Genomic DNA, 20,580 nt, shown 5'->3' on the forward strand with positions numbered 1-20,580 from the left:
TGCCCGTCGGGTTGTTATGTCGCACCCAAAGCATCCACATCGTCATTGCGAGCGGAGCGAAGCAATCCATAACGCCACACCTGGAGGCATGGATTGCTTCGCTTCGCTCGCAATGACGACGGGTATGGTCACCGCTTCTTCCACCCGCCGCGTCGTCCCGGCGTGCCGCCGCTCGACCTTGGCGACGGCCCGAACTCCGGGCCGGACTGCCGCGAGTCGGTCGGTTGGATGATCCGGCTGGTGTTGCCGAATGGCTTTGCTGGCTTGGCATCGGGGTTCGGGCGGTAGGGCAGCGATTCCGGGCCGTGCATTTCGTCGAGATGGGGCTTGTGGACTTTTGATCCGGAGCTGCCGCTGGCCTTGATCGCGGTAGAGGCGCCGCGCTTCTTCATCGCGCTTACCGGCAGGTTGGCTGCGTCGCCGTATTTCCTCGTGCCGGCATAGGCGCCGGCCTTGCCCTGCACGGTGCGCTGCTTGACGGTGGGATCGTCGACGACGGCCAGTTCGGTGGCGCGCAGGCGTTTGACCTCGTCGCGCAGGCGCGCGGCTTCCTCGAAGTTCAAATCGGCGGCGGCTTCGCGCATCCTTGTTTCGAGATCGGCGAGCACGGCCTCGAAATTGTGGCCAATGGAGATGACGTCGTCGGTCATGTCGTGGCCGCCGACCTCGACCAGCACATGGTCGCGCTCGTAGACGGAGTTGAGGATGTCGCCGATCGACTTCTTCACGCTCTCCGGCGTGATGCCGTTGGCGGCGTTGTATTCCATCTGCTTTTCGCGGCGGCGGTTGGTCTCCGCGATCGCGCGCTCCATCGAGCCGGTCATGCTGTCGGCATAGAGGATCACCTTGCCGTCGACGTTGCGCGCGGCGCGGCCGATGGTCTGGATCAGCGACGTCTCGCTGCGCAGGAAGCCTTCCTTGTCCGCATCGAGGATCGCGACCAGCGCGCATTCGGGGATGTCGAGACCCTCGCGCAACAGGTTGATGCCGACGAGCGCGTCGAACGCGCCGAGGCGAAGATCGCGGATGATCTCGATGCGCTCGATGGTGTCGATGTCCGAATGCATGTAGCGCACGCGGATGCCCTGTTCATGCAGGTATTCGGTGAGGTCCTCCGCCATCCGTTTCGTCAAAACGGTGATCAGCGAGCGATAACCCGCCGCCGCGGTCGCGCGCACCTCGCCGACGAGGTCGTCGACCTGGGTGCGGGCCGGGCGAATGTCTACGGGAGGATCAATAAGCCCGGTCGGGCGGATCACCTGCTCGACGAACACGCCGCCGCTCTCGTTGAGCTCCCAGCCGCTGGGCGTGGCCGAGACCGCGACCGTCTGCGGCCGCATCATGTCCCATTCCTCGAACCGCAAGGGACGGTTGTCCATGCAGGAGGGCAGGCGGAAGCCGTATTCGGCCAGTGTCGCCTTGCGGCGGAAGTCGCCGCGGAACATGCCGCCGATCTGCGGGATCGAGACGTGGCTCTCGTCGGCGAACACCAGCGCGTTGTCGGGCACATATTCGAACAGCGTCGGCGGCGGCTCGCCGGGGCGGCGTCCGGTGAGGTAGCGCGAATAGTTCTCGATGCCGGCGCAGCTCCCGGTCGCTTCCATCATCTCGAGATCGAAGGTGGTGCGCTGCTCCAGCCGCTGCGCCTCCAGCAGCCGGCCCTGGTCGTTGAGCTGGTCGAGGCGCATCTTTAGTTCTGATTTGATCGACTTGATCGCCTGCACCAGCGTCGGCCGTGGCGTCACATAGTGCGAGTTGGCGTAGATCTTGATGAATTCGAGCTCGTCCTGCTTGTGGCCGGTGAGCGGGTCGAACTCCTCGATGTTCTCGACGGTGTCGCCGAACAGGTTCACGCGCCAGGCGCGATCCTCGTAGTGCGCCGGAAAGATGTCGATGACGTCGCCACGCACGCGGAAGGTGCCGCGGGTGAAGTCGGCCGAGGTGCGCTTGTACTGCAGCGCGACGAGGTCGGCGATCAATTGCCGCTGGTCGATGCGCTCGCCCTTCTTCAGCGCGAACGTCATCGCGGTATAGGTTTCGACCGAGCCGATACCGTAGATGCAGGAGACGGAGGCGACGATGATGACGTCGTCGCGCTCGAGCAGCGCGCGCGTCGCGGCGTGGCGCATGCGGTCGATCTGCTCGTTGATCGAGGAATCCTTCTCGATATAGGTGTCGGTCCGCGGCACATAGGCCTCGGGCTGGTAGTAGTCGTAATAGGAAACGAAGTATTCGACGGCGTTGTCCGGGAAGAAATTCTTGAACTCGCCATAGAGCTGCGCGGCCAGCGTCTTGTTCGGCGCCAGGATCAGGGCGGGACGCTGGGTGGCATCGATCACCTGCGCCATGGTGTAGGTCTTGCCGGAGCCGGTGACGCCGAGCAGCACCTGGGTGCGGTCGTTGCGGTTGATGCCCTCGACCAGTTCGGCGATCGCGGTCGGCTGGTCGCCCCTCGGCTGATAGTCGGACTTGAGCTCGAAGCGGACGCCGCCCTCGGACTTTTCCGGGCGCGGCGGGCGGTGCGGGGTCCACACCCGCATCGAGCCGTCGTCTTTCCGGAACTCGGGACGGCCCTCGCGGATCAGGTTCTCGAGCGCCTCGGCGGTCGCCTTGACCCCGAGCGCCTCCATCTTGTTGCGCGGCGGGCGGGCCAGCGCCTCGTCATCGTCCTCCGCGGTCGGCAGGCCGAGCTGCCGCGCCAGTTCCGGATCGAGCGTCGGCACGGTCGCAGCGGTGCCGTAATTGGCCTGCGGGGCTTCGTCGAAGCCATGCCGTGCGGAGACACCCTCTCCCTGACCCTCACCGCGCGAGCTTTGCTCGTCGCGCCCCGCAAGCGGGGGAGGGGACACTGCGACCGAGCGATCGCTCGGAAATTCCTTCGGCGTCGAGGCGCGCGCTCGGTGCGCCGCGGCTTCGCCGCCGGCGCGGCGGTCGCGGGAATTGTCCGGCGGCGGCTGCAGGCCCGTGGACGACCCGATGCCGCTTTCGCCGCGGTTGATGGCGGGGTTCAAGAGTTCGGCGAGCGCCGGCGCGATCGGGAGGACGTCGGGCCGGTGTGCTTTGGATCTGGGGGATTTGCCGGGCTTTTTGGGAGTGTCAGGTTTCTTCGCCATGGGGCGAATATGGGACTGAAACCGCCGGCATGAAAGGGCAAACGTGGCTGTGGGCCCGCTCTGTCAGCAGGTGTCAGCAGCCGCGGAACTGCTGGAGATTGTTTGGCGCATGCGGTGCCTCCGTTCGCCTCTCCCGCTTGCGGGAGAGTCCGGATTTGGCGCAGCGACTGTCTCCGCTTGCGAGCATCGCAATTGCCGCGCCGCCCGGCGCTGCGGCTCCTTCCCCCTGAAAGGGGGAAGGTTGGGATGGGGGTTAGCCGCGAGTCACACTGTTCGTGTGGAGAGAGATGATCCCCACCCGGCTTGCGCTGAAGCGCAAGCCGACCTCCCCTTTTCAAGGGGAGGTGTCGCGCTGCCGCTGGCCCCGCCACGCCTCTCTTCTTTCCGCGAAGGGCGGGGCGAGGTGAAGCGAGCCGTCAGCAGACGGACGAAGTGTTCTCGACGATGTTGAGATGAATCCCGCCGCAGCCGGTGCAGCGCATGGCCCAGTATTCGGCCCGGCCGGGGATGACGCGGAGCAGGGCGAGCTCGGCGTCGCATTCGGGGCAATTGTTCAGGAACAGCCGGGCGGGCGGAAGTGCCGGTGCCGGCTCGGCTTCACAGCGCGGCACGGCGGCGCCGACTAGCGCGAAATCGGCGACGGCCCGGTTGAGGTCACCCCATAGCGCCGGCTGTAGCGGTCGATCTGCGCTTTCGCGTGGGCGATCGCCGCATCCGGATCGGACCACGCAAAGCCGAGCTCGAGTGTCGGAAACGAGATGCCATCGATGACGACCGGCTCGCGATCGGCTCGTTGAATCCTGGCGTGCCATAGCCCCTTCCCTGCCTCAAATGAGTTGATCTCAAAGGCGCCGTAAATCATGCCTGCGATCCCAGGTTTTCCCGCCGGGACCAAAGCACGCCGCTGGCGGTGAACTTTGTGAACTGGATCACACTGCGCAAGAATCTTTCGTTACAGCCGCAATCATCTTCGGTCTCCAAATCCTGGAACGCATAATGGTGCTCAATCGCCTTGGCGCTCGCTATCTCGCGCTTGATCAGCTCGGCCGTTGCCTTGCCGTTTCGCGTCGGATCATGATGACAGCTCGCGATGTCGCCGACGGCCAGCAGAATGCCGATGGGCCTTTCGGATGGCTGGGCATCGGGTGCCCGAGCGGATGAGATCAGCAATGCGAAAGCGATCAGGAAAACTCTGCCTTTGGACATGGCGTTTTCCATCAATGCGACCGCCGGAGCGGTCAAATATAAATGCAACCGATAATTGTTTATTATTGCCAGTCCTTGGTCACGCTGTCCAGCCGGTGGGGCTGCGACAATGTGATCGTCACGTCTCTTCCCTCATCAGCGATCGCTGCCCCTTGCCGCGCGCGGCGGGCTCGGCCGCGGCGCGGATGATCCAGCGGCGGAAGGCGGCGAAGTCGCGCTGACCGGTGCGGAAGCCGTGATAGACGAGGTACCAGCGCATGCCCTTCGGCACGCTGAGCTCGAACGGCGCAACCAGCCGTCCCGCGGCGAGGTCGTCGTCGATATAGGGCCGGATTCCCATCGCCACCCCGAGGCCGTCGATGGCCGCCTGCAGCTCCTGGCCGTAAAACTCGAATTCGGGCCCGCGCGCCGTAATGCGGGCGACGCCGGCGGCCTTCAGCCACATCGGCCAATCGTCCGGCGAGTGCGCGACGCGGAGCAGGCTTCTCCCCTTCAGGTCGCTTGCGCGCTTGAGCTGGCTCGCCAGCCGCGGCGCGCATACCGGCAACAGATCGGCGGCGAACAGCGGCTCGGCCACCAGCCCCGGCCAGTCGCCGTCGCCGAGTTTGATGCCGCAGCTCCAGTCGTCGCTGAACGGTTCCGGCGCCGCGGCGCCGCCGGTGGTGATGCGCACCTCGATCTCCGGCTCTTGCTTCTGGAAATCGGCGAGCCGCGGGATCAGCCATTTCATCGCAAACGTCGGCCCGACGCCGATGGTCAGGACGCGGACGCTCGCGGGCGCGGTGACCTGCGCCGTGAGGCTCGCCAGCGCATCGAAGATCGGCGTCAAGCCGCTCTGGTAGAAGCGGCCGGCCGCCGTGGTGACGAGGCGGTTGGCCTTGCGCTCGAACAGCGCCACCCCGAGCCGCTCTTCCAAGAGATGCACCATCCGGCTGATCGCGGCGGCCGTGACGTTGAGCTCGGCGCCCGCGCCGGCAAAGCTGCCGGTGCGCGCCGCCGCCTCGAATGCCTTGATGCCGTTGAGAAAGAGCAGTCGCCGCAAGCTATCACCCTCAGGAAAACTGATGCCAGGAGGAGATAACTCAGTTTGCGCCGCGAGTCCAAGCGGGGCACAAACTTTCATCAGGAGGAAACACGATGAGCCCGCTCGTGATTGCAGCCCTTGGCGTGCTGATGGTCGCGACAGCGTTCCTGTCGGGCCTGTTCGGCATGGCCGGCGGGCTGATCCTGATCGGCGTGCTGCTCACCATCCTGCCGCTGCCCTCAGCGATGGTGCTGCACGCGATCACGCAGATGGCATCGAACGGCTGGCGCGCGTTGCTGTGGCGGGCGCATATCCGCTGGCGGCCGGTCGCGGTCTACCTGATCGGCTGCGGCGTGGCGCTGGCGATCTGGTCGGCGACGCGCTACGTGCCGGACAAGCCGATCGCGCTGCTGCTGCTCGGCGTCACCCCGTTCATGGCACGGCTGATGCCGAAGGGAATAAAGCCGAACCCCGACAGCATCTGGCAGGGCACGTTCTACGGCTCGGTCTGCATGGGGCTGATGCTGATGACCGGCGTCTCCGGCCCGCTGATGGACACCTTCTTCCTCGGCGGCAATTTCGGCCGCCGCGAGGTGGTCGCGACCAAGGCGACCTGCCAGGTCGCGAGCCATTTCACCAAGCTGATCTATTTCGGCGGCATCATCGACCAGGCCGCGACGCTCGATCCGGTGCTGGCGGGCGTGGCTGTGGCGGCCTCGATGCTCGGCACCACGCTGGCGCGCCGGATCCTGGAAGCGATGAGCGACGCGCAGTTTCGCACCTGGGCGAACCGGCTGATCACGACGGTCGCGAGCTACTACATCCTCTATGGTGGCTGGCTGCTCGTCGTGCGTAACAGCGCGATGGCGCATTGACGGAGGAAGTCCGATGACGGAGGCGACGGATGCGTTGGTTCTCGATCTCGTCGAATGGATCGCGCGCGAGCCGCGGCCTTACGCGGAAGTCATCGAGACCTGGCGTACCTCCTGCCCGCGGCTGACGATCTGGGAAGACGCCGTCGACCGCGGCTATGTCGTGCGCCGCCCAACGGTCGAGGGTTTGCGGGTGATGGTCACCGAAAGTGGCGAACGATTCCTGCGCGAGCACGGCCGCGCTGGCTGAGCTGGCTTGGTGCTACCTGTATCCGCTTCGCTCGAAAACGCGCTACTTGGCAAGGTGTTGGCGGATGATCTCGACCATGCGGTCGGCCGCGGTGCCCGGCGGGAAGAAGCCGAGATAGCTGCCGTCGCGGCCCATCAGATAGATGAAGGCAGTGTGGTCGACGGTGTAGTCGCCGCGGTCTTGCCCGAGCGGCACCTTGGCGCTGTAGACCTTGTAGGCGTCCGCTGCCTTGCGGATCGCGTCAAGGCTTCCGGTCAATCCGATCAGGCGCGGATGAAACAGCGGCACATAGTCCGCCAGATGCTGCGGCGTGTCGCGCTCGGGATCGACCGTGATGAACAGAGGCTGCACATTGTCCGCATCGGTGCCGAGCCGGTCCATCGCAAGCCCGATCGCCTGCAGATCGGTGGGGCAGACATCGGGGCAAGAGGTGAAGCCAAAATAGACCAGCATCAGCCGTCCGCGGAAGTCGCGCTCGGTGCTGATACGGCCGGTGTGGTCGACGAGCTCGAATGGCCCGCCGACCGGCTCCCGGTTCCACATCAGGATGTCCATGACCTCCGCCGCTGATCGCGCGGGTGCATCGCCCGCGCAGGCGGGCGCAAGCACAGGCGCCAGCATCAGCCACAGACCGATGCCGGCGCTGCTGGCGGCGCGCAGGATCATGCGCCGAAGGAGAGGCGGCTGCCCGTCGTGGTGACGAGCACCTTGTCGCCCATCTGCGCGGTGGCCTCCTGGACGAAATTCAGTCCGCTGCAATGCATGGGCACCACGACATCAGGCTCGAGCTTCTTGATCTCGGCCACGACCTCGGTGAGGTAGTCTTTCGGCGCCGGTCCGAGATGGAAGCCGCCGACGACGGCATGCACCTTCTGGATGCCCGAGACCTCCTGCGCCTGCTTCACCGAATTGACGATGCCGACATGGCCGCACGAGCTGATCACCACGAGCCCCTTGTCTTTCACGTTGAAGCAGGTCGCGTGCTCGTGGATGTGCTCGTCCGGGACAATCTTGCCTTCCATCTCGGCCGGCAAATAATGGCTGGCATTGCAGCCGAGCCCGTCCTTCATGCCGAACTCGACCCAGGTCTGCGGCAGGATGCGCTCGATGCTGCGGCGCGTGATCTTGCCCGTCGTGAATGCGTGACCGGCGATCACGGTCGGCGTTTCGCAGAGAACGGTCGTGACCTTGTGCGCCGCAAGCTGGCGGCGGTCGAGCGCGCCGAAATCGGTGAACTGGCCCCTGGTCGGCGTCGCGTTGACGCGGTGGCAGAAATTGTCCTCGCCGCCGGCATAGAGCTTCACGTCGGCGGGAAGCTTGTCGCGGAATTTATCCAGGAAGCCGACCAGGCCGCCGAAATGATCGTAATGTCCGTGGCTGACGATCAGCGCGTCGAGCTTCGACGGCTCGACGCCGACCAGCTCCATATTATTGATGAGCACGTCGGGCGTGTAGCCGTAGTCCAGCATCAGCGTGCGCTGGGTGCCCGCGGCCTGCGATTCCAGCCACAGCGACAGGCCCCATTCATTGTGCAGCGACTTGCGGAAGTCGGCACTTCGCGCCGGCGGCGCGATCGATACGCCGTTTGCCTGTTTCGGGCGGAAGAACATGTCGTAGCTGCTGTCGACCAATACGCGGATCGACAGTCTGTCGACGGTCGGCACCTCGATCGGTGCCGCACTGGCGATCTCGATGCAGGAAAATCCACCGGCGGCCGCAATGCCGGCGAGCGCGGCTGAACCTTTGAGAAAATCACGTCGTGGCAAATCTCTCGTCATTGAATCCTCCTAAAAAGATATTCTGACTGCAGAGAGCGCCCAAGCCTAGGACCGTGGCGATCTCGGCTCAATGCGCGGGGGTGTACCCGCCGATCAAATTCGCGCGCATGGCGCCAAGAACCGGATTGACTTGCCACGGGTTCTGCGAGATTCATGCATTCGCATCTTTCTCCGATGAGTGTTCCCTTTAAGCCGCAGGATCATGCCCATGATCGACCTCCACTACTGGACCACGCCGAACGGCCACAAAATCACGATGTTCCTCGAGGAGACCGGGCTGGACTACAAGATCATCCCGGTCAACATCGGCAAGGGCCAGCAATTCACGCCGGAATTCCTGGAGGTCGCGCCCAACAACCGGATTCCCGCGATCGTCGATCATGCGCCGAAGGGCGGCAGCAAGCCGATCTCGCTGTTCGAGTCCGGCGCGATCCTGCTCTATCTCGCCGAGAAGACCGGCAAGTTCCTGCCCGCCGATCTCTATGGCCGCTACGACGCGATCCAGTGGACGTTCTGGCAGATGGCCGGCCTCGGTCCGATGGCGGGGCAGAACCATCACTTCCGCAACTATGCGCAAGAGAAGCTGCAATACGCCATCGACCGCTATGTGAACGAGACCAACCGCCTCTATGGCGTGCTCAACAAGCGCCTGGCCGACCGCGAATTCGTTGCCGGGGACTATTCGATCGCCGACATGGCGAGCTATCCCTGGGTCGTCGGCCACCAGAACCAGGGCCAGAACATCGACGATTTCCCGCATCTGAAGCGCTGGCTGGAAACGATCAGGGATCGGCCCGCGACGGTGCGCGCCTATGCCAAGGCGAAAGAGGTCAATCCGAATTTCGGCCAGCCCGCGATCCGCACCGAGGAGGAGCGCAAGATCCTGTTCGGCCAGACCGCGGCGGTGGTGCGGTAGCGCTGCTGCGTGCTCCGTCATCATCCGCGAAGGCGGATGATCCAGTAACCACCGGCGGTCGTGGATCCATGCAGCCGCCGCGGCGTACTGGATGCCCCGCCTTCGCGGGGCATGACAGCTCTCTGGCTTCCGCCATTGCGCTCGCTGTGGTCACGGCTACTCTGTCCGCCGACATCAGCGAGATTGATCCATGGCCATGAAACTGTTCGAACTCGTCGGCACCGACACTGCCCGTCCGTTCAGCCCGTATTGCTGGCGCGCGCGGATGGCGCTTGCGCATAAGGGGCTCGGCGCGGAGTCGATCCCGTGGTGCTTCACCGAGAAAGAGACGATCGCGCCGCACAAGTCCGACAAGGTGCCGGTGCTGCTCGACGGCGACACTTCCGTCGCCGATTCCTGGGCGATCGCCAATTATCTCGAGGATACTTATCCGGACCGCCCCTCGCTGTTCGGCGGCGAGGGCGGCCGCGCGATGGGGCGCATGTTGAACTGGTGGGGCGATGTCACCGTGATTGGCGGCATCTTCCCGCTGATCGTCGCCGATATCCCCGCGCATCTTGCGCCTGATGACGTCGCCTATTTCCGCAAGACGCGCGAGGCGCGATTGGGCAAGCCGCTGGAAGAGGCCGCCGCCACCCGCGATCACGCGGTCGAAGGCTTCCGGAGGAGCCTCGATCCGCTGCGGCTGACGCTGCGGACACAGGCCTATCTTGGCGGCGACAAACCGAACTATGCCGACTACATCGTGTTCGGTGGCTTCCAGTGGGCGCGCGTCGTGAGCCCGTTCAAGCTGCTGGTCGAGAGCGATCCGGTCTACGCCTGGCGCGAGCGCCTGCTCGATGCCTTCGACGGCATGGCGCGGAAGTCGCCTGGATACGAGGTGTAGAGTTCACCGTCATTGCGAGGGGCGAAGCGACGAAGCAATCCATGTCTCCACGCGCGGAGAGATGGATTGCTTCGCTGCGCTCGCAATGACGGGTGTTACAGCGCGCCGCGCTCGCGCAGCATCGCCAGCGCCGCGTTGAGGTCCGGCAGCACCGCGGCGCATTTGGCGCGCGTTTCCTCGGTCGGCGGGATCATGTCCGGCACCATCAGCGTGATCGCGCCGGCGGCGTGGGCGGCGGTCACGCCGTGGTTGGAATCCTCGATCGCGACGCAGGCCTGCGGTTTCACCCGGAGCCGTTCTGCAGCCAGCAGATAGAGATCCGGGCTCGGCTTGCAGTGCGTAACGTCGTCCCGCGTCAGGATGGTGTCAAAGCGTGCGCGGATTCCTGCGAGCGTCAGGTGCTGGTCGGCGGAGCGGCGCGAGGAGGAAGTCACGATCGCCATCGGGCATTCCGCGGATCGAAGCGCATCGAGCAGCTCGATGGTGCCGGCCTTCAGCGGCAACCCTGCGCGAAACATTTCGTCCCGGTTGGCGGCGAAAGCCCTGTTGATCTCGGCGAGCGGGAAATCGTCGCCGTAGCGTCTCACCAGCATCAATTCGCATTCCGGCCCGGGAAGGCCGATCATGGCGTGACACAGGGCAACAACATCGTCGGTATAGCCGTGCGCGTTCAGCGCTGCGATCAGGCTGTCGAAATAGACCTTCTCTGTGTCGAGCAGCGTTCCGTCCATGTCGAGCAGGACGGCGTTGATGTCCCAGCGGCTCGTCACGTCGCGGCCGTATCGGTTTGCTGGCTCGCGAGCGCGCGCAGGCAATCCGGGCACAGGCAGTCGCCGCCATCATGCGCCGGCATCGGCATGCGGTAGGGTCCCGCCGCGCACCAGCATTCGCCCGACAGGTCGCAGGTGAAGCCGATGCCGCAGCGTCTGCAGGAAAGCTGACGCGAGGTGCTTTCTTTCCGATTTGTCATGAATTCGGCCACTCTCCTCTCGCTGAATTAATCCAGGGTTCATCCGGATGCGCGCTAAGATGTTGCACAAATCATAGACCGAGGACGCCCGAAGGGAAATCCGATGGCCCGCGATTCGCAAGCAGCCCTTGTTGCGCTCAATCGCTTCGGTTTCGGCGCCCGCGGCGGCGCATCCGGCGATTTCGTCAATGCGGCATCCGATCCGCGCGGCTTTGTGACATCAGAACTCAATCGCGCCAATGCTGCACTCTTGGAGATGCCCGGGCTTTCCTCCACGCCGGCGCTCGGCAAGGCCTTGTTCGACTATCAGTTCGAGATCCAGCAAGCGCGCGACGCCGTCGCGAAATCCGCAGCGACGGAAGCGCCATCGACGGACCCCAAAGCGCAGCGCCGCAACCCGTCGCTCTCCTCGATCGCCAAGGACATGATGGCCAAGGAGCCGATGTCGGCATCCGCCGACGGCAATAACGCGAATGCCGCGATGGCGCCCGCGGGCGCGATGCAGCCCAATCCAGCGAAGCCGCCGCCGCAGCCGGCCAATGTCATCCAGAAGACGTTTCGCACTGAAGCGCTGGCGCGGATCCAGCGCGCGACCTTTGCCGATTGCGGATTCGTCGAGCGCCTGGTCGTGTTCTGGTCGAACCATTTCTGCATCTCCGCCAACAAGGGCGGGCTGGCGCGGATCTGGGCCGGCTCGTTCGAGCGCGAGGCGATCCGGCCGCATGTGCTCGGCCGCTTTGCCGACATGCTGAAGGCGGTCGAGCAGCATCCGGCGATGCTGTTCTTCCTCGACAACCAGCAATCGCTCGGTCCGGACTCGCGCGCCGGCATCAACCGCAACCGCGGCCTCAACGAAAACCTCGCCCGCGAGATCATGGAATTGCACACGCTCGGCGTCGGCGGCGGCTATACCCAGGACGACGTCACCTCGCTCGCGCGCGTGATCACGGGGTGGACCTTCGCCGGCCGGCAGGGCCAGCTCGGGCCATCAGGCACTTTTGTGTTCAATGCCAACGTGCATCAGCCCGGCGCGCAGCGAGTGATGGGCAAGGTCTACGAGCCGAATGGCGTGGCGCAGGGCGAGGCCGTGCTTGCCGACATCGCGCGCCGTCCCTCGACGGCAAAATTCATCGCCGCCAAATTCGCGCGCCACTTCGTGGCCGACGATCCGCCGCCGGCCCTGGTGGCGCGGCTGCAGGATGTCTTCGGAAGGACCGACGGCGATCTGAAGGCGCTCGCGACCGCGCTGGTGGATTCCAGCGAGGCGTGGGACGCGCCGCCGACCAAGATGCGCTCGCCTTACGAATTCCTGATCGCCTCCGGCCGGCTGCTCGGGCGCAATCCCGAAGATCCCTCCCGCTATCTGGGCGGCCTCAATGTCCTCGGCCAGCCATTGTGGTCGCCGGCCGGGCCGAACGGTTTTCCCGATACCAGCGCGGCATGGGCCGCGCCCGAAGGCATGAAGCTGCGGCTTGATATCTCGGCGCAGATTGCCTCGCGGCTTGGCGATGGCATCGACCCGCGCGAGCTGCTCGAGCTCGTCGCCGCGGACGCTGCCTCGCCGGACACGCGTCGCACCGTCGAGCGCGCGGAGTCGCGTCAGCAGGCGCTGGCGCTGCTGTTGATGTCGCCGGAATTCCAGAGGAGGTGACGATGCAATGTTGTGAAGGCCTGCGGTCGCAGGCCACCTCGCGCCGCTCTCTGCTGCTCGGCGGCGCCGCGTTCGCCGCCTGGGCCTACTTGCCGAAATTCGCACGCGCAGCGGACGGCCGCGATCCGCGGCTGGTCGTCGTGATCCTGCGCGGCGCGCTCGATGGCCTTGCGACGGTGGCGCCGATCGGCGATCCCGATTACGCCGGCCTGCATGGCTCGATCGCGCTCCGGCCGGACGGACCGAACGCGGCCGTCATGCTCGACTCCTTCTTCGGCCTGCATCCTGCGATGCCGGAATTCGCGCGGATGTATCGCGCCAGGCAGGCCGCCGTGATCCACGCGGTTGCGACCTCCTATCGCGAGCGCTCGCATTTTGATGGCCAGGACGTGCTCGAAAGCGGCTTTGCCGGTCCGGGCAGGGTGCAATCGGGCTGGCTCAACCGCGCGCTCGAAGCGTTGCCGAAAGGCGAGCGGGTGACGCGCGCGCTCGCGGTCGGCCCGACGACGCCGCTGGTGCTGCGCGGCGCGGCGCCGACGGTCGGCTGGGCGCCGGTCGCGCTGCCGCAGGCCGATGACGACACCGCGATGCGCCTGCTCGAGCTGTATCAGCATCGCGATCCCGCGCTCGCCTCGGCGCTCACGCAGGGCTTGCAGCTCGAGAAGGTCGCGCAAGGCGACGAGATGAAGCCGAAGCCCGGCACCAATGGCGTCGGCGCGATGCGGCTGGTGGCGCGCGGCGCGGCGAAATTGATGGCGGCCGATGACGGACCGCGGATCGGCGCGCTCGCCTTCGACGGCTGGGATACCCATGCCAAGGAAGGCGGACCGGTCGGCCGTCTCGCACAACTGCTCGGCGGCCTCGACGGCGCGCTGGCGGAATTCGAAAGCGGGCTCGGCGATCGCTGGCGCGACACCGTGATCGTGGTCGCCACCGAGTTCGGCCGCACCGCGCGCATCAACGGCACCGAAGGCACCGACCACGGCACCGGCACCATCGCGCTGCTCGCCGGCGGCGCGGTGAAAGGCGGACGCGTGATCTCGGATTGGCCCGGCCTGAAGCCCGTCAATCTCTACCAGGGCCGCGACCTCGCACCGACCACCGATTTGCGCGCGGTGATGAAAGGCGTACTGCACGACCAGTTCGGCCTCGCCGACCGCGTGCTGGCGGAGTCGGTATTCCCCGACAGCCGCGCCGCAAAGCCGATGCAGGGGTTGGTGGTGGTATAAGCGCGGACCTCAGCCGCGCTGTCGTCCCGGCCTTGAGCCGGGACCCATAACCACAGGGAGTGGTTGTGGCGCGAGCAAGCGGTTACGGCGAAGCACATCACAAACGCCTGTGGTTATGGGTCCCGGGTCAAGCCCGGGACGACGGCGTCATGTGTGGTTAGCTCTTCGTGATCGCGTCGATCTGCGCCAGCTCTTCCGCGCTCAACGTCCACTCGATCGCCTTGACGTTCTGCTCGACCTGCTCGACGCGGGTGGCGCCGGCGATCACGCTTGAGACTTGCGGGCGTGAGGCGAGCCAGGAGAAGGCGAGTTCCAGCAAGGTGTGGCCGCGCTCCTTGGCGAAGGCCTGGAGTTTGTCGACGATATCCTCGTTGCGCGGGGTGATGTAGCGGTCGCGCAGCATCGGCATCCTGCCGAAGCGCGTGTCCGCAGGCGCCGCCGTGCCGCGCTGGTATTTGCCGGTCAGCAGGCCGCTTGCGAGCGGGAAGAACGGCAACAGGCCGAGATTGTATTCCTGAGCTGCCGGCAGCAGGTCCTTCTCGATGTCGCGTACCACGAGGCTGTATTCGTCCTGGCAGGAGACGAAGCGGTTCACATTCATCGCACGCGCGACATATTCGGCTTCCGCGATGCGCCAGGCCGGGAAATTCGAATTGCCGATGTAGCGCACCTTGCCCTGCCGCACGAGATCGTCGAGCGCACGCAGGGTTTCGTCGATCGGCGTCAGCGGGTCGTAATCGTGCTGCTGGTAGAGATCGATGTAGTCGGTCTTCAATCGCCTCAAACTCGCTTCGACCGCGGACATGATGTAGCGCCGCGAGGCGCCCTGCTTGGTGCCGTCGGTCGCCATCGGCTTGGAATATTTCGTCGCCAGCACGATGTCCTTGCGGCGATCGCCGAGCACAGTGCCGAGCACCGTCTCCGAGCCGCCCATGCCGGCATAGATGTCGGCGGTGTCGAACAGGGTGATGCCGAGATCGAGCGCGCGGTGGATCACCTGGCGCGAGGTTTCGAGGTCGGTGCGCTGGCCGAAATTGTTACAGCCAAGGCCGACGGCGGAAACGCGCAGGCCCGAGCCGCCGAGATTGCGAATTTGCATGGAGCGATCCAAAAAACAGAAGGAAAGGGAACGCATTGTGGCCCGCACGCCAGCACCCCGCAAGGCGGCGCCGGGCTCGCACGTCATCGTCGGCTGCAGTGCAGCCATGAGCGGACGTCGCGCAAAAAAAAGCGGCCCCGGTCAGACGCGGCGACTGACGGGGACCGCTCGGGGGGCGTGTGATCTGAGACGGGGGGCCTGATCAAACGCGTAAGAAAGCCTAGCCGTGCTTTGTTACGCCCCGGTGACAGGCAAGTTATCCACAGCCGGCGGCGTGGCCGGCAGCTCCGCGCGATGATCGAGATGACGCTGTGGATGGCGGCATGCTGCCCGTCGTTATTATCGGCACCGTGGACGCGGATCAATCGGCGCTATTCGGCGGCGCGCAAAGCCGAGCCAAGCCCGCGATCAGGTGCGCGACCGATGCCGCGCAGGGAGCGATAATAGTCCGCCTTCTTCGGATCGTCGGTGCGGCGCACCAGGTCGGTCACCGGCGTGTAGCTCAGCATGCGGCCGCCGTCGGGCAGTGCGGTGCAACTGAAGCGCAGCACCTGGCCGTCGGCGAGGTTGATGTTGATCGGGGTGGAGTCGCCGATCCGCATCAGTTCGATGCGCCGCGCGATGAAGTCGTTCAATTCGTGCTTCGGCAATTCATATGCGCCGGTATCGCGGCCATGATACATCAGCGCGATGAACGGCGGTTTGCTTTCGGCTTGTTCGTCCGATAGCGCGAAATAGTCGCGGAAGGCGCGGTTGATGAACTCTGCTCGCGTGTCCGAATCCAGCAGCACGATCCCGATGTCGACCTGGTCGAGCGCGGCCTTCAGGCGCTCGGCGGTGGCATGATGCTTCTGCTCCCAGGCGAAGGCATCGATCCATTTTCGCCTGAGCACGGCGGTGATGACTGCGGTGACGGTAGCGGTCGCCGCCAGCATCGCCATCCGCGCCAGGTCCGACAGGTCGTAGCCGGGCGTCGCGCGATGGTTGAGGAAAAAGATCGCCGAGCCCGCCACCGCAATGGCCGCGCTCAGAAGGCCCGATGCGATGCCGCCGACGGAACTCGCGAGCGCGACAATGCAAACGAACAATGGCGCCGGATTGGGCACGGCGGCGAGATGACGGTCGACGGCGAAGGCGGATAGCGCTGTCGCCATCGTGAGGGCAGGGCCCAGGATCGTGCGCCAGTTCAACTGCATGCTTGCGCCTCGTTACAACCGAGGATAGGCGCGCAGTTTGACGACGGATTTCGCTTGCGGCGGGATTTTGCGCGTCACGCTTAAGAGGGGTTTGATCGCGCGCGCCAAGCTTTCGCATTGTTGGAGTCAAATGCTATGCGAATTGCCTGGAACCAGTTCCGTGGCATGGATCGCTCGAGAAGATCTGCTCGGATGCTGTAGCGGACCATTGCAAGAGGATATCGATGCCCACGATTTCGCCGACCATCCTGCCGATCCTGATGCTGTTTGCGTCCAACATCTTCATGACCTTTGCCTGGTACGGGCACCTGAAGTTCAAGGCGACCCCTCTGCCGGTGGTGATCATGGTAAGCTGGGGCATCGCCTTCTTTGAGTATTGGCTTGCCGTGCCGGCCAACCGCTGGGGCAGTGCGGTCTATTCGGCGGCGCAGCTCAAGACCATGCAGGAGGTGATCACGCTGGTCGTGTTCGCGGGCTTTTCCGTGCTCTATCTCAAGGAGCCGCTCGGCTGGAACCACGCACTCGGCTTTGCGTTCATTGCCGCCGGCGCGTTCCTGATCTTCCACAGGTTCACCTGATCGGTTGCGCAATTCGTAGCCCGGGTGGAGCGAAAGCGTAACCCGGGACATCTGCATCAGCGTTTACGGGCGGTCCCGGGTTACGCTGGCGCTCCACCCGGGCTACGGCGCTGTTTGAGTGGAGAGGGAATCGCTACCGCTCCAACCGGAACTATCTCGCACTACTTCGCGGCGCGGGGCAGGACGCGCAGCACGGGCGGGCGATCCTCGCCGCGGGTGCCGGTGACGATCAGCAGCGAGGCCGCGAGCAGGATCGCGACGGTCAGTCCAACTGTTACCAGTCCGACAGGTGTCTTCAACATGCTCTGGTCGCGATCTCAGTCATCGCGCCTTGCGTTGGTTGACGATTCTGAAACCACCGGATCAGGTCGAAAGCGGCATCGCCATCGTGACCTTGATCGACAGCATTGTCAGCGTGACCACGACACACAGTGACAGCGCGCCGATCGTGACCGAGGTGGCGATCGCGCTCGCCAGTCGGGACGGGACTGCTGGCGCGGGGCGGCTCTTGGAGCCGGCCGTGCCGGGCGACCATGTCATGGTCCAAATCCTCACATGCGCGGGCGAATCACCCACGTTGTCTGCTGGAGGATTCGCAATCGTCGCTGGCAATATTGCGGCGGCGACCGTGCGAAAAATGGCAAAATCACGGCGTAGTGGGAGGTTTTGCCCGTAATTTTACGGGCTATACCCGGAATTCCCGCTATTCAGGCCCCTGCGGCGATGCCCGCGGTGTCGTCGATTTCGGCCACCTGTCGCCAGTCCATCGCGACGAAGCCGGGCACGTGCTCGACCCGCCTGAGCCAGGCGCGGATCGCCGGAAAGGTGGCGAGGTCGAAATCGCAGCGGTCGGCGAGGTGGGTGTAGCCGTAGAGCGCGATGTCGGCGACCGTGAGCTGGTCGGCGGCGAAGAAGCGCGCGATCTTGAGATGGTTCTCCATCACTTGCAGCGCGGCATAGCCTCGCTCCATCCAATCCTCCAGCGCGTGGGTCTGGAGGTCGCGGCCGCCCTTCACCAGCGACAGCCAGAAATAGGCCGCGCCGATATTCGGCTCCAGCGCATGCTGTTCGAAGAACATCCACTGCAGCGCCTCCGCCCGGTCGATCACCGACTCCGGCGCGAGCGGCGTGCCGCCGGCGACATACCAGAGGATGGCGTTGGATTCGGCGAGATAGCGTCCGTTCCCGACTTCGAGCAGCGGCACCTGGCCGCTTGGGTTCTTCGCCAGAAACTCCGGCGTGCGGCTCTCGCCGCGCAGGATGTCGATCTCGATAGCCTCGTAGGGCGTATTCAGCAGCGCCAGCGCAAGGCGAACCTTGTAGCTGTTGCCGGAGCGCTGCATCGAATAGAGCTTGTACATCTTGCCCGAGTTCACCAATCGAAGGGCGTTAGCGGCAGTTGGCGCCGCAAACGCAACCCCACAATGATGCCGATGGGGGTGCGTCGCAAGACCTGCAGGATGGAAAAAGTCGAAAACCGCTCCCGCAACGCACGCGTGCAGAATGATTCCATTGGCGCAGCAACGATCACGCCTCTGCTATCAGGTGATCGCAGCAGGTCTGATCGAGGGTGCGCGGAGTGAAGCTGCGGCAAAAGTGCCGAGGAAACCCTGCTTTTCGCTTGCCGCTGCACCGCAACAGTCCTAGAAAAGGTCGTGCGCCGTTGTGCGTTCTTTCCACCAAAATTTGGAGACGATGATGTCCTTCCTGTCCGCTGCGCTTGACCGTGTGAAGCCGTCCGCGACGATCGCGGTCACGGATAAAGCACGCGCGCTGAAAGCGGCGGGCCGCAATGTCATCGGGCTGGGTGCCGGCGAGCCGGACTTCGATACGCCTGCCAACATCAAGCTGGCGGCGATCCATGCGATCGAGGCCGGCAAGACCAAGTACACCGATGTCGGCGGCATTCCCGAGCTGAAGGAGGCGATCATCGCCAAGTTCGAGCGCGAGAACGGCCTCAGCTACAAGCCGAACCAGGTGATCGTCGGCACCGGCGGCAAGCAGGTGCTCTACAACGCGCTGATGGCGACCATCAATCCGGGCGATGAGGTCATCATTCCCGCGCCCTATTGGGTGAGCTATCCGGAAATGGTCGCGCTCGCCGGCGGTGAATCGGTGCCGGTGGTGTGCACGGCCGAGCGCGGCTTCAAGCTCAGCGCAGAGGATCTGGAAAAGGCGATCACGCCGAAGACCAAATGGATCATCCTCAACTCGCCGTCGAACCCGACCGGCGCCGCCTATACCCGCGCCGAACTGAAGGCGATCACCGATGTGCTGGTGAAGCATCCGCATGTCTGGGTGATGACCGACGACATGTACGAGCACCTCGTCTATGACGACTTCGCCTTCACCACGCCGGCGCAGATCGAGCCGAAGCTCTACGACCGCACGCTGACGGTGAACGGCGTCTCCAAGGCCTATTGCATGACCGGCTGGCGCATCGGCTATGCCGGCGGCCCTGCGCAGCTCATCAAGGCGATGGCGACGATCCAGTCGCAGTCGACCTCGAACCCGTCGTCGATCTCGCAGTGGGCCGCCGTCGAAGCGCTCAACGGTCCGCAGGATTTCATTCCCGTGAACAACAAGGTGTTCAAGGAACGGCGCGACCTCGTGGTTTCGATGCTGAACCAGGCGACCGGCATCGACTGCCCGCGGCCGGAAGGCGCGTTCTACGTCTATCCGTCCTGCGCCGGCACGATCGGCAAGACATCGCCGAGCGGCAAGGTGCTCGAGAACGACGAGGACTTCGTCACCGAACTGCTGGAGAGCGAGGGCGTCGCGGTCGTGCATGGTTCGGCCTTCGGCCTCGGCCCGGCGTTCCGCATCTCCTACGCCACCAAGACCTCGGATCTCGAGGACGCCTGCAAGCGCATCCAGCGCTTCTGCGGCAATCTGCGATAGTCCGATCGGTCGAGCGAGAATGAGAAAGGCCCGCGCAAGTGGGCCTTTTTTGTTCGCACGCTCTCTCCTCCGTCATTGCGAGGAGCGTAGCGACGAAGCAATCCATTCCGCCACTTGTGGAGGCATGGATTGCTTCGCTTCGCTCGCAATGACGGTGACCCCTGGTTCTCGCCGAATGTCCCGAAGATGACGGCGCAGCACAAACTGGGTCGTACGGCCAATCTGGTACTGCCTTGAAGCTTGTGGCATAGACGAGCGCGCGCCGCGGGCGGGCGCGATCCTTCGTTTCACCTCACGTCACATCTTTTCAGCCGGAGATATCTTCATGCGTCGCTTCGTTCTTCGCGCGGGCACGGCCATCGTCATGCTCGCATCCGTCATCACCGGCGCCAGCGCGCAGCAGCCGGAGCGCGTGCGGGTTGGGGTCCTGGAATGTCGCGGCGGCGCCAGCGTCGGCTTCATCGTGGGGTCGGTCACCCATCTCGGCTGCGTGCTGCGCGCCGAGGGCGTGCCGGAGGACCGCTACATCGCGACGATCCAGAAGGTGGGCCTCGATATCGGCATCACCGAGGAGACGGCGCTGGCCTGGGGCGTCTACGCGCCGGTTTCGCGGATCGGGCCTGGTGACCTCTCCGGCAATTATGCGGGCGCACAGGGCAGCGCGACGCTCGGCGTCGGTGTCGGCGGCAACGTGCTGGTCGGCGGCTCCAACAATTCGATCGCGCTGCAGCCGCTGAGCCTGCAAGGCCAGGTCGGCCTCAACGTGGCCGCCGGCCTAGCGAGCCTGGAACTCCGGCCGGGGCGCTAAGGCCAGTGCCGTAGGGTGGGCAAAGCGAAGCGTGCCCACCCTCATATGGGGCTTAGTGAGTCAAGGCTCTCAACGAACAGGGTTGGGTTGGGTTTTTGCGGTG

Annotated in this window: 23 protein-coding genes; 9 read left to right on the top strand and 14 right to left on the bottom strand. The window is 64.9% G+C overall.

Going from position 1 to position 20,580, the window contains the following annotated elements; all coding sequences use genetic code 11:
- Positions 1–128 precede the first annotated feature (128 nt).
- The 5 genes from uvrB to OZ411_RS39930 all read right to left on the bottom strand — a co-directional run bounded on the left by uvrB (position 129) and on the right by OZ411_RS39930 (position 5,361).
- Positions 129–3,113: an excinuclease ABC subunit UvrB gene (gene uvrB / locus OZ411_RS39910; RefSeq protein WP_282532327.1), complete on the bottom strand. Its 2,985-nt coding sequence runs from the start codon at positions 3,111–3,113 to the stop codon at positions 129–131.
- Positions 3,114–3,529: 416 nt separating this feature from the next.
- Complete coding sequence (locus tag OZ411_RS39915; protein WP_282532342.1) at positions 3,530–3,724, bottom strand: hypothetical protein; 195 nt, start codon at positions 3,722–3,724, stop codon at positions 3,530–3,532.
- Between the two features lie 11 nt (positions 3,725–3,735).
- The gene (locus OZ411_RS39920; RefSeq protein ID WP_282532328.1) at positions 3,736–3,975 is read right to left on the bottom strand and encodes a hypothetical protein; all 240 of its coding nucleotides are present in this window, start codon (positions 3,973–3,975) and stop codon (positions 3,736–3,738) included.
- Positions 3,972–4,331 carry a hypothetical protein gene (locus OZ411_RS39925; protein ID WP_282532329.1) on the bottom strand — a complete coding sequence of 120 codons (360 nt, stop codon included), beginning with the start codon at positions 4,329–4,331 and terminating at the stop codon, positions 3,972–3,974. Before OZ411_RS39925 ends, OZ411_RS39920 begins: the two co-directional genes overlap by 4 nt.
- Before the next feature lie 106 nt (positions 4,332–4,437).
- Positions 4,438–5,361: a LysR substrate-binding domain-containing protein gene (locus tag OZ411_RS39930; RefSeq protein ID WP_282532330.1), complete on the bottom strand. Its 924-nt coding sequence runs from the start codon at positions 5,359–5,361 to the stop codon at positions 4,438–4,440.
- Positions 5,362–5,456: 95 nt separating this feature from the next.
- Here OZ411_RS39930 and OZ411_RS39935 point away from each other — a divergent pair, with 95 nt between their 5' ends.
- Both OZ411_RS39935 and OZ411_RS39940 read left to right on the top strand, forming a co-directional pair.
- On the top strand, positions 5,457–6,218 hold the full coding sequence (locus OZ411_RS39935; protein ID WP_130583310.1) for a sulfite exporter TauE/SafE family protein: 762 nt from the start codon (positions 5,457–5,459) through the stop codon (positions 6,216–6,218).
- A gap of 13 nt (positions 6,219–6,231) precedes the next feature.
- Positions 6,232–6,465 carry a hypothetical protein gene (locus tag OZ411_RS39940; protein ID WP_130583311.1) on the top strand — a complete coding sequence of 78 codons (234 nt, stop codon included), beginning with the start codon at positions 6,232–6,234 and terminating at the stop codon, positions 6,463–6,465.
- Positions 6,466–6,507: 42 nt separating this feature from the next.
- Here the strand turns inward: OZ411_RS39940 and OZ411_RS39945 are convergent, their stop codons facing one another.
- Together OZ411_RS39945 and OZ411_RS39950 are read right to left on the bottom strand one after the other, a co-directional pair.
- Positions 6,508–7,131, bottom strand: a complete 624-nt coding sequence (locus OZ411_RS39945) for an SCO family protein (protein WP_130583312.1) — start codon at positions 7,129–7,131, stop codon at positions 6,508–6,510.
- On the bottom strand, positions 7,128–8,243 hold the full coding sequence (locus tag OZ411_RS39950; protein ID WP_282532331.1) for an MBL fold metallo-hydrolase: 1,116 nt from the start codon (positions 8,241–8,243) through the stop codon (positions 7,128–7,130). The genes OZ411_RS39945 and OZ411_RS39950 overlap by 4 nt, the downstream gene beginning before the upstream one ends.
- 208 nt (positions 8,244–8,451) lie before the next feature.
- Between OZ411_RS39950 and OZ411_RS39955 the strand changes: the two genes are divergently transcribed.
- The gene (locus OZ411_RS39955; protein ID WP_130583314.1) at positions 8,452–9,159 is read left to right on the top strand and encodes a glutathione binding-like protein; all 708 of its coding nucleotides are present in this window, start codon (positions 8,452–8,454) and stop codon (positions 9,157–9,159) included.
- A 190-nt stretch (positions 9,160–9,349) separates the two neighbouring features.
- Positions 9,350–10,045: a glutathione S-transferase family protein gene (locus OZ411_RS39960; RefSeq protein ID WP_130583315.1), complete on the top strand. Its 696-nt coding sequence runs from the start codon at positions 9,350–9,352 to the stop codon at positions 10,043–10,045.
- Between the two features lie 95 nt (positions 10,046–10,140).
- Here OZ411_RS39960 and OZ411_RS39965 read toward each other — a convergent pair whose 3' ends face one another.
- Together OZ411_RS39965 and OZ411_RS39970 are read right to left on the bottom strand one after the other, a co-directional pair.
- Positions 10,141–10,815 carry an HAD family phosphatase gene (locus OZ411_RS39965; protein ID WP_282532332.1) on the bottom strand — a complete coding sequence of 225 codons (675 nt, stop codon included), beginning with the start codon at positions 10,813–10,815 and terminating at the stop codon, positions 10,141–10,143.
- On the bottom strand, positions 10,812–11,027 hold the full coding sequence (locus OZ411_RS39970; protein WP_349017076.1) for a hypothetical protein: 216 nt from the start codon (positions 11,025–11,027) through the stop codon (positions 10,812–10,814). The genes OZ411_RS39965 and OZ411_RS39970 overlap by 4 nt, the downstream gene beginning before the upstream one ends.
- Positions 11,028–11,118: 91 nt before the next feature.
- Here OZ411_RS39970 and OZ411_RS39975 point away from each other — a divergent pair, with 91 nt between their 5' ends.
- Both OZ411_RS39975 and OZ411_RS39980 read left to right on the top strand, forming a co-directional pair.
- Entirely contained in the window at positions 11,119–12,666 is a 1,548-nt protein-coding gene (locus tag OZ411_RS39975; RefSeq protein WP_282532333.1) for a DUF1800 family protein, read from the top strand.
- Positions 12,667–12,668: 2 nt separating this feature from the next.
- Positions 12,669–13,895, top strand: a complete 1,227-nt coding sequence (locus OZ411_RS39980) for a DUF1501 domain-containing protein (protein WP_282532334.1) — start codon at positions 12,669–12,671, stop codon at positions 13,893–13,895.
- Positions 13,896–14,052: 157 nt separating this feature from the next.
- On the opposite strand, the gene OZ411_RS39985 is transcribed toward OZ411_RS39980, so the two are convergent.
- Positions 14,053–14,994 carry an aldo/keto reductase gene (locus OZ411_RS39985; RefSeq protein ID WP_282532335.1) on the bottom strand — a complete coding sequence of 314 codons (942 nt, stop codon included), beginning with the start codon at positions 14,992–14,994 and terminating at the stop codon, positions 14,053–14,055.
- Between the two features lie 371 nt (positions 14,995–15,365).
- A complete protein-coding gene (locus OZ411_RS39990; protein WP_130584201.1) occupies positions 15,366–16,190 on the bottom strand; it encodes a PAS-domain containing protein in 825 nt (274 codons plus the stop codon).
- A gap of 224 nt (positions 16,191–16,414) precedes the next feature.
- On the opposite strand from OZ411_RS39990, the gene OZ411_RS39995 reads away from it, so the two are divergent.
- Positions 16,415–16,768: a DMT family protein gene (locus tag OZ411_RS39995; RefSeq protein WP_282532336.1), complete on the top strand. Its 354-nt coding sequence runs from the start codon at positions 16,415–16,417 to the stop codon at positions 16,766–16,768.
- A gap of 161 nt (positions 16,769–16,929) precedes the next feature.
- On the opposite strand, the gene OZ411_RS40000 is transcribed toward OZ411_RS39995, so the two are convergent.
- The 3 genes from OZ411_RS40000 to OZ411_RS40010 form a co-directional block, all read right to left on the bottom strand.
- Complete coding sequence (locus OZ411_RS40000) at positions 16,930–17,070, bottom strand: hypothetical protein (protein ID WP_282532337.1); 141 nt, start codon at positions 17,068–17,070, stop codon at positions 16,930–16,932.
- A gap of 61 nt (positions 17,071–17,131) precedes the next feature.
- On the bottom strand, positions 17,132–17,308 hold the full coding sequence (locus tag OZ411_RS40005; protein WP_282532338.1) for a hypothetical protein: 177 nt from the start codon (positions 17,306–17,308) through the stop codon (positions 17,132–17,134).
- 167 nt (positions 17,309–17,475) lie between these two features.
- Positions 17,476–18,129: a glutathione S-transferase family protein gene (locus OZ411_RS40010; RefSeq protein ID WP_282532339.1), complete on the bottom strand. Its 654-nt coding sequence runs from the start codon at positions 18,127–18,129 to the stop codon at positions 17,476–17,478.
- 337 nt (positions 18,130–18,466) lie between these two features.
- On the opposite strand from OZ411_RS40010, the gene OZ411_RS40015 reads away from it, so the two are divergent.
- Entirely contained in the window at positions 18,467–19,669 is a 1,203-nt protein-coding gene (locus OZ411_RS40015; protein WP_282532340.1) for a pyridoxal phosphate-dependent aminotransferase, read from the top strand.
- A gap of 325 nt (positions 19,670–19,994) precedes the next feature.
- Positions 19,995–20,477 (top strand): DUF992 domain-containing protein, encoded by a 483-nt coding sequence (locus OZ411_RS40020; RefSeq protein ID WP_130584118.1) that lies wholly within the window; start codon positions 19,995–19,997, stop codon positions 20,475–20,477.
- The last annotated feature ends 103 nt before the right edge of the window (positions 20,478–20,580 follow it).

This window comes from Bradyrhizobium sp. Arg237L (assembly GCF_029990105.1).
Lineage (GTDB): Bacteria > Pseudomonadota > Alphaproteobacteria > Rhizobiales > Xanthobacteraceae > Bradyrhizobium.

Coding starts and splice junctions, on each gene's coding strand:
- uvrB (WP_282532327.1), bottom strand. CDS start 3,113: ATGGCGAAGAAACCTGACACTCCCAAAAAGCCCGGCAAATCCCCCAGA.
- OZ411_RS39920 (WP_282532328.1), bottom strand. CDS start 3,975: ATGATTTACGGCGCCTTTGAGATCAACTCATTTGAGGCAGGGAAGGGG.
- OZ411_RS39925 (WP_282532329.1), bottom strand. CDS start 4,331: ATGGAAAACGCCATGTCCAAAGGCAGAGTTTTCCTGATCGCTTTCGCA.
- OZ411_RS39935 (WP_130583310.1), top strand. CDS start 5,457: ATGAGCCCGCTCGTGATTGCAGCCCTTGGCGTGCTGATGGTCGCGACA.
- OZ411_RS39940 (WP_130583311.1), top strand. CDS start 6,232: ATGACGGAGGCGACGGATGCGTTGGTTCTCGATCTCGTCGAATGGATC.
- OZ411_RS39945 (WP_130583312.1), bottom strand. CDS start 7,131: ATGATCCTGCGCGCCGCCAGCAGCGCCGGCATCGGTCTGTGGCTGATG.
- OZ411_RS39950 (WP_282532331.1), bottom strand. CDS start 8,243: ATGACGAGAGATTTGCCACGACGTGATTTTCTCAAAGGTTCAGCCGCG.
- OZ411_RS39955 (WP_130583314.1), top strand. CDS start 8,452: ATGATCGACCTCCACTACTGGACCACGCCGAACGGCCACAAAATCACG.
- OZ411_RS39960 (WP_130583315.1), top strand. CDS start 9,350: ATGGCCATGAAACTGTTCGAACTCGTCGGCACCGACACTGCCCGTCCG.
- OZ411_RS39975 (WP_282532333.1), top strand. CDS start 11,119: ATGGCCCGCGATTCGCAAGCAGCCCTTGTTGCGCTCAATCGCTTCGGT.
- OZ411_RS39980 (WP_282532334.1), top strand. CDS start 12,669: ATGCAATGTTGTGAAGGCCTGCGGTCGCAGGCCACCTCGCGCCGCTCT.
- OZ411_RS39985 (WP_282532335.1), bottom strand. CDS start 14,994: ATGCAAATTCGCAATCTCGGCGGCTCGGGCCTGCGCGTTTCCGCCGTC.
- OZ411_RS39990 (WP_130584201.1), bottom strand. CDS start 16,190: ATGCAGTTGAACTGGCGCACGATCCTGGGCCCTGCCCTCACGATGGCG.
- OZ411_RS39995 (WP_282532336.1), top strand. CDS start 16,415: ATGCCCACGATTTCGCCGACCATCCTGCCGATCCTGATGCTGTTTGCG.
- OZ411_RS40000 (WP_282532337.1), bottom strand. CDS start 17,070: ATGTTGAAGACACCTGTCGGACTGGTAACAGTTGGACTGACCGTCGCG.
- OZ411_RS40005 (WP_282532338.1), bottom strand. CDS start 17,308: ATGACATGGTCGCCCGGCACGGCCGGCTCCAAGAGCCGCCCCGCGCCA.
- OZ411_RS40010 (WP_282532339.1), bottom strand. CDS start 18,129: ATGTACAAGCTCTATTCGATGCAGCGCTCCGGCAACAGCTACAAGGTT.
- OZ411_RS40015 (WP_282532340.1), top strand. CDS start 18,467: ATGTCCTTCCTGTCCGCTGCGCTTGACCGTGTGAAGCCGTCCGCGACG.
- OZ411_RS40020 (WP_130584118.1), top strand. CDS start 19,995: ATGCGTCGCTTCGTTCTTCGCGCGGGCACGGCCATCGTCATGCTCGCA.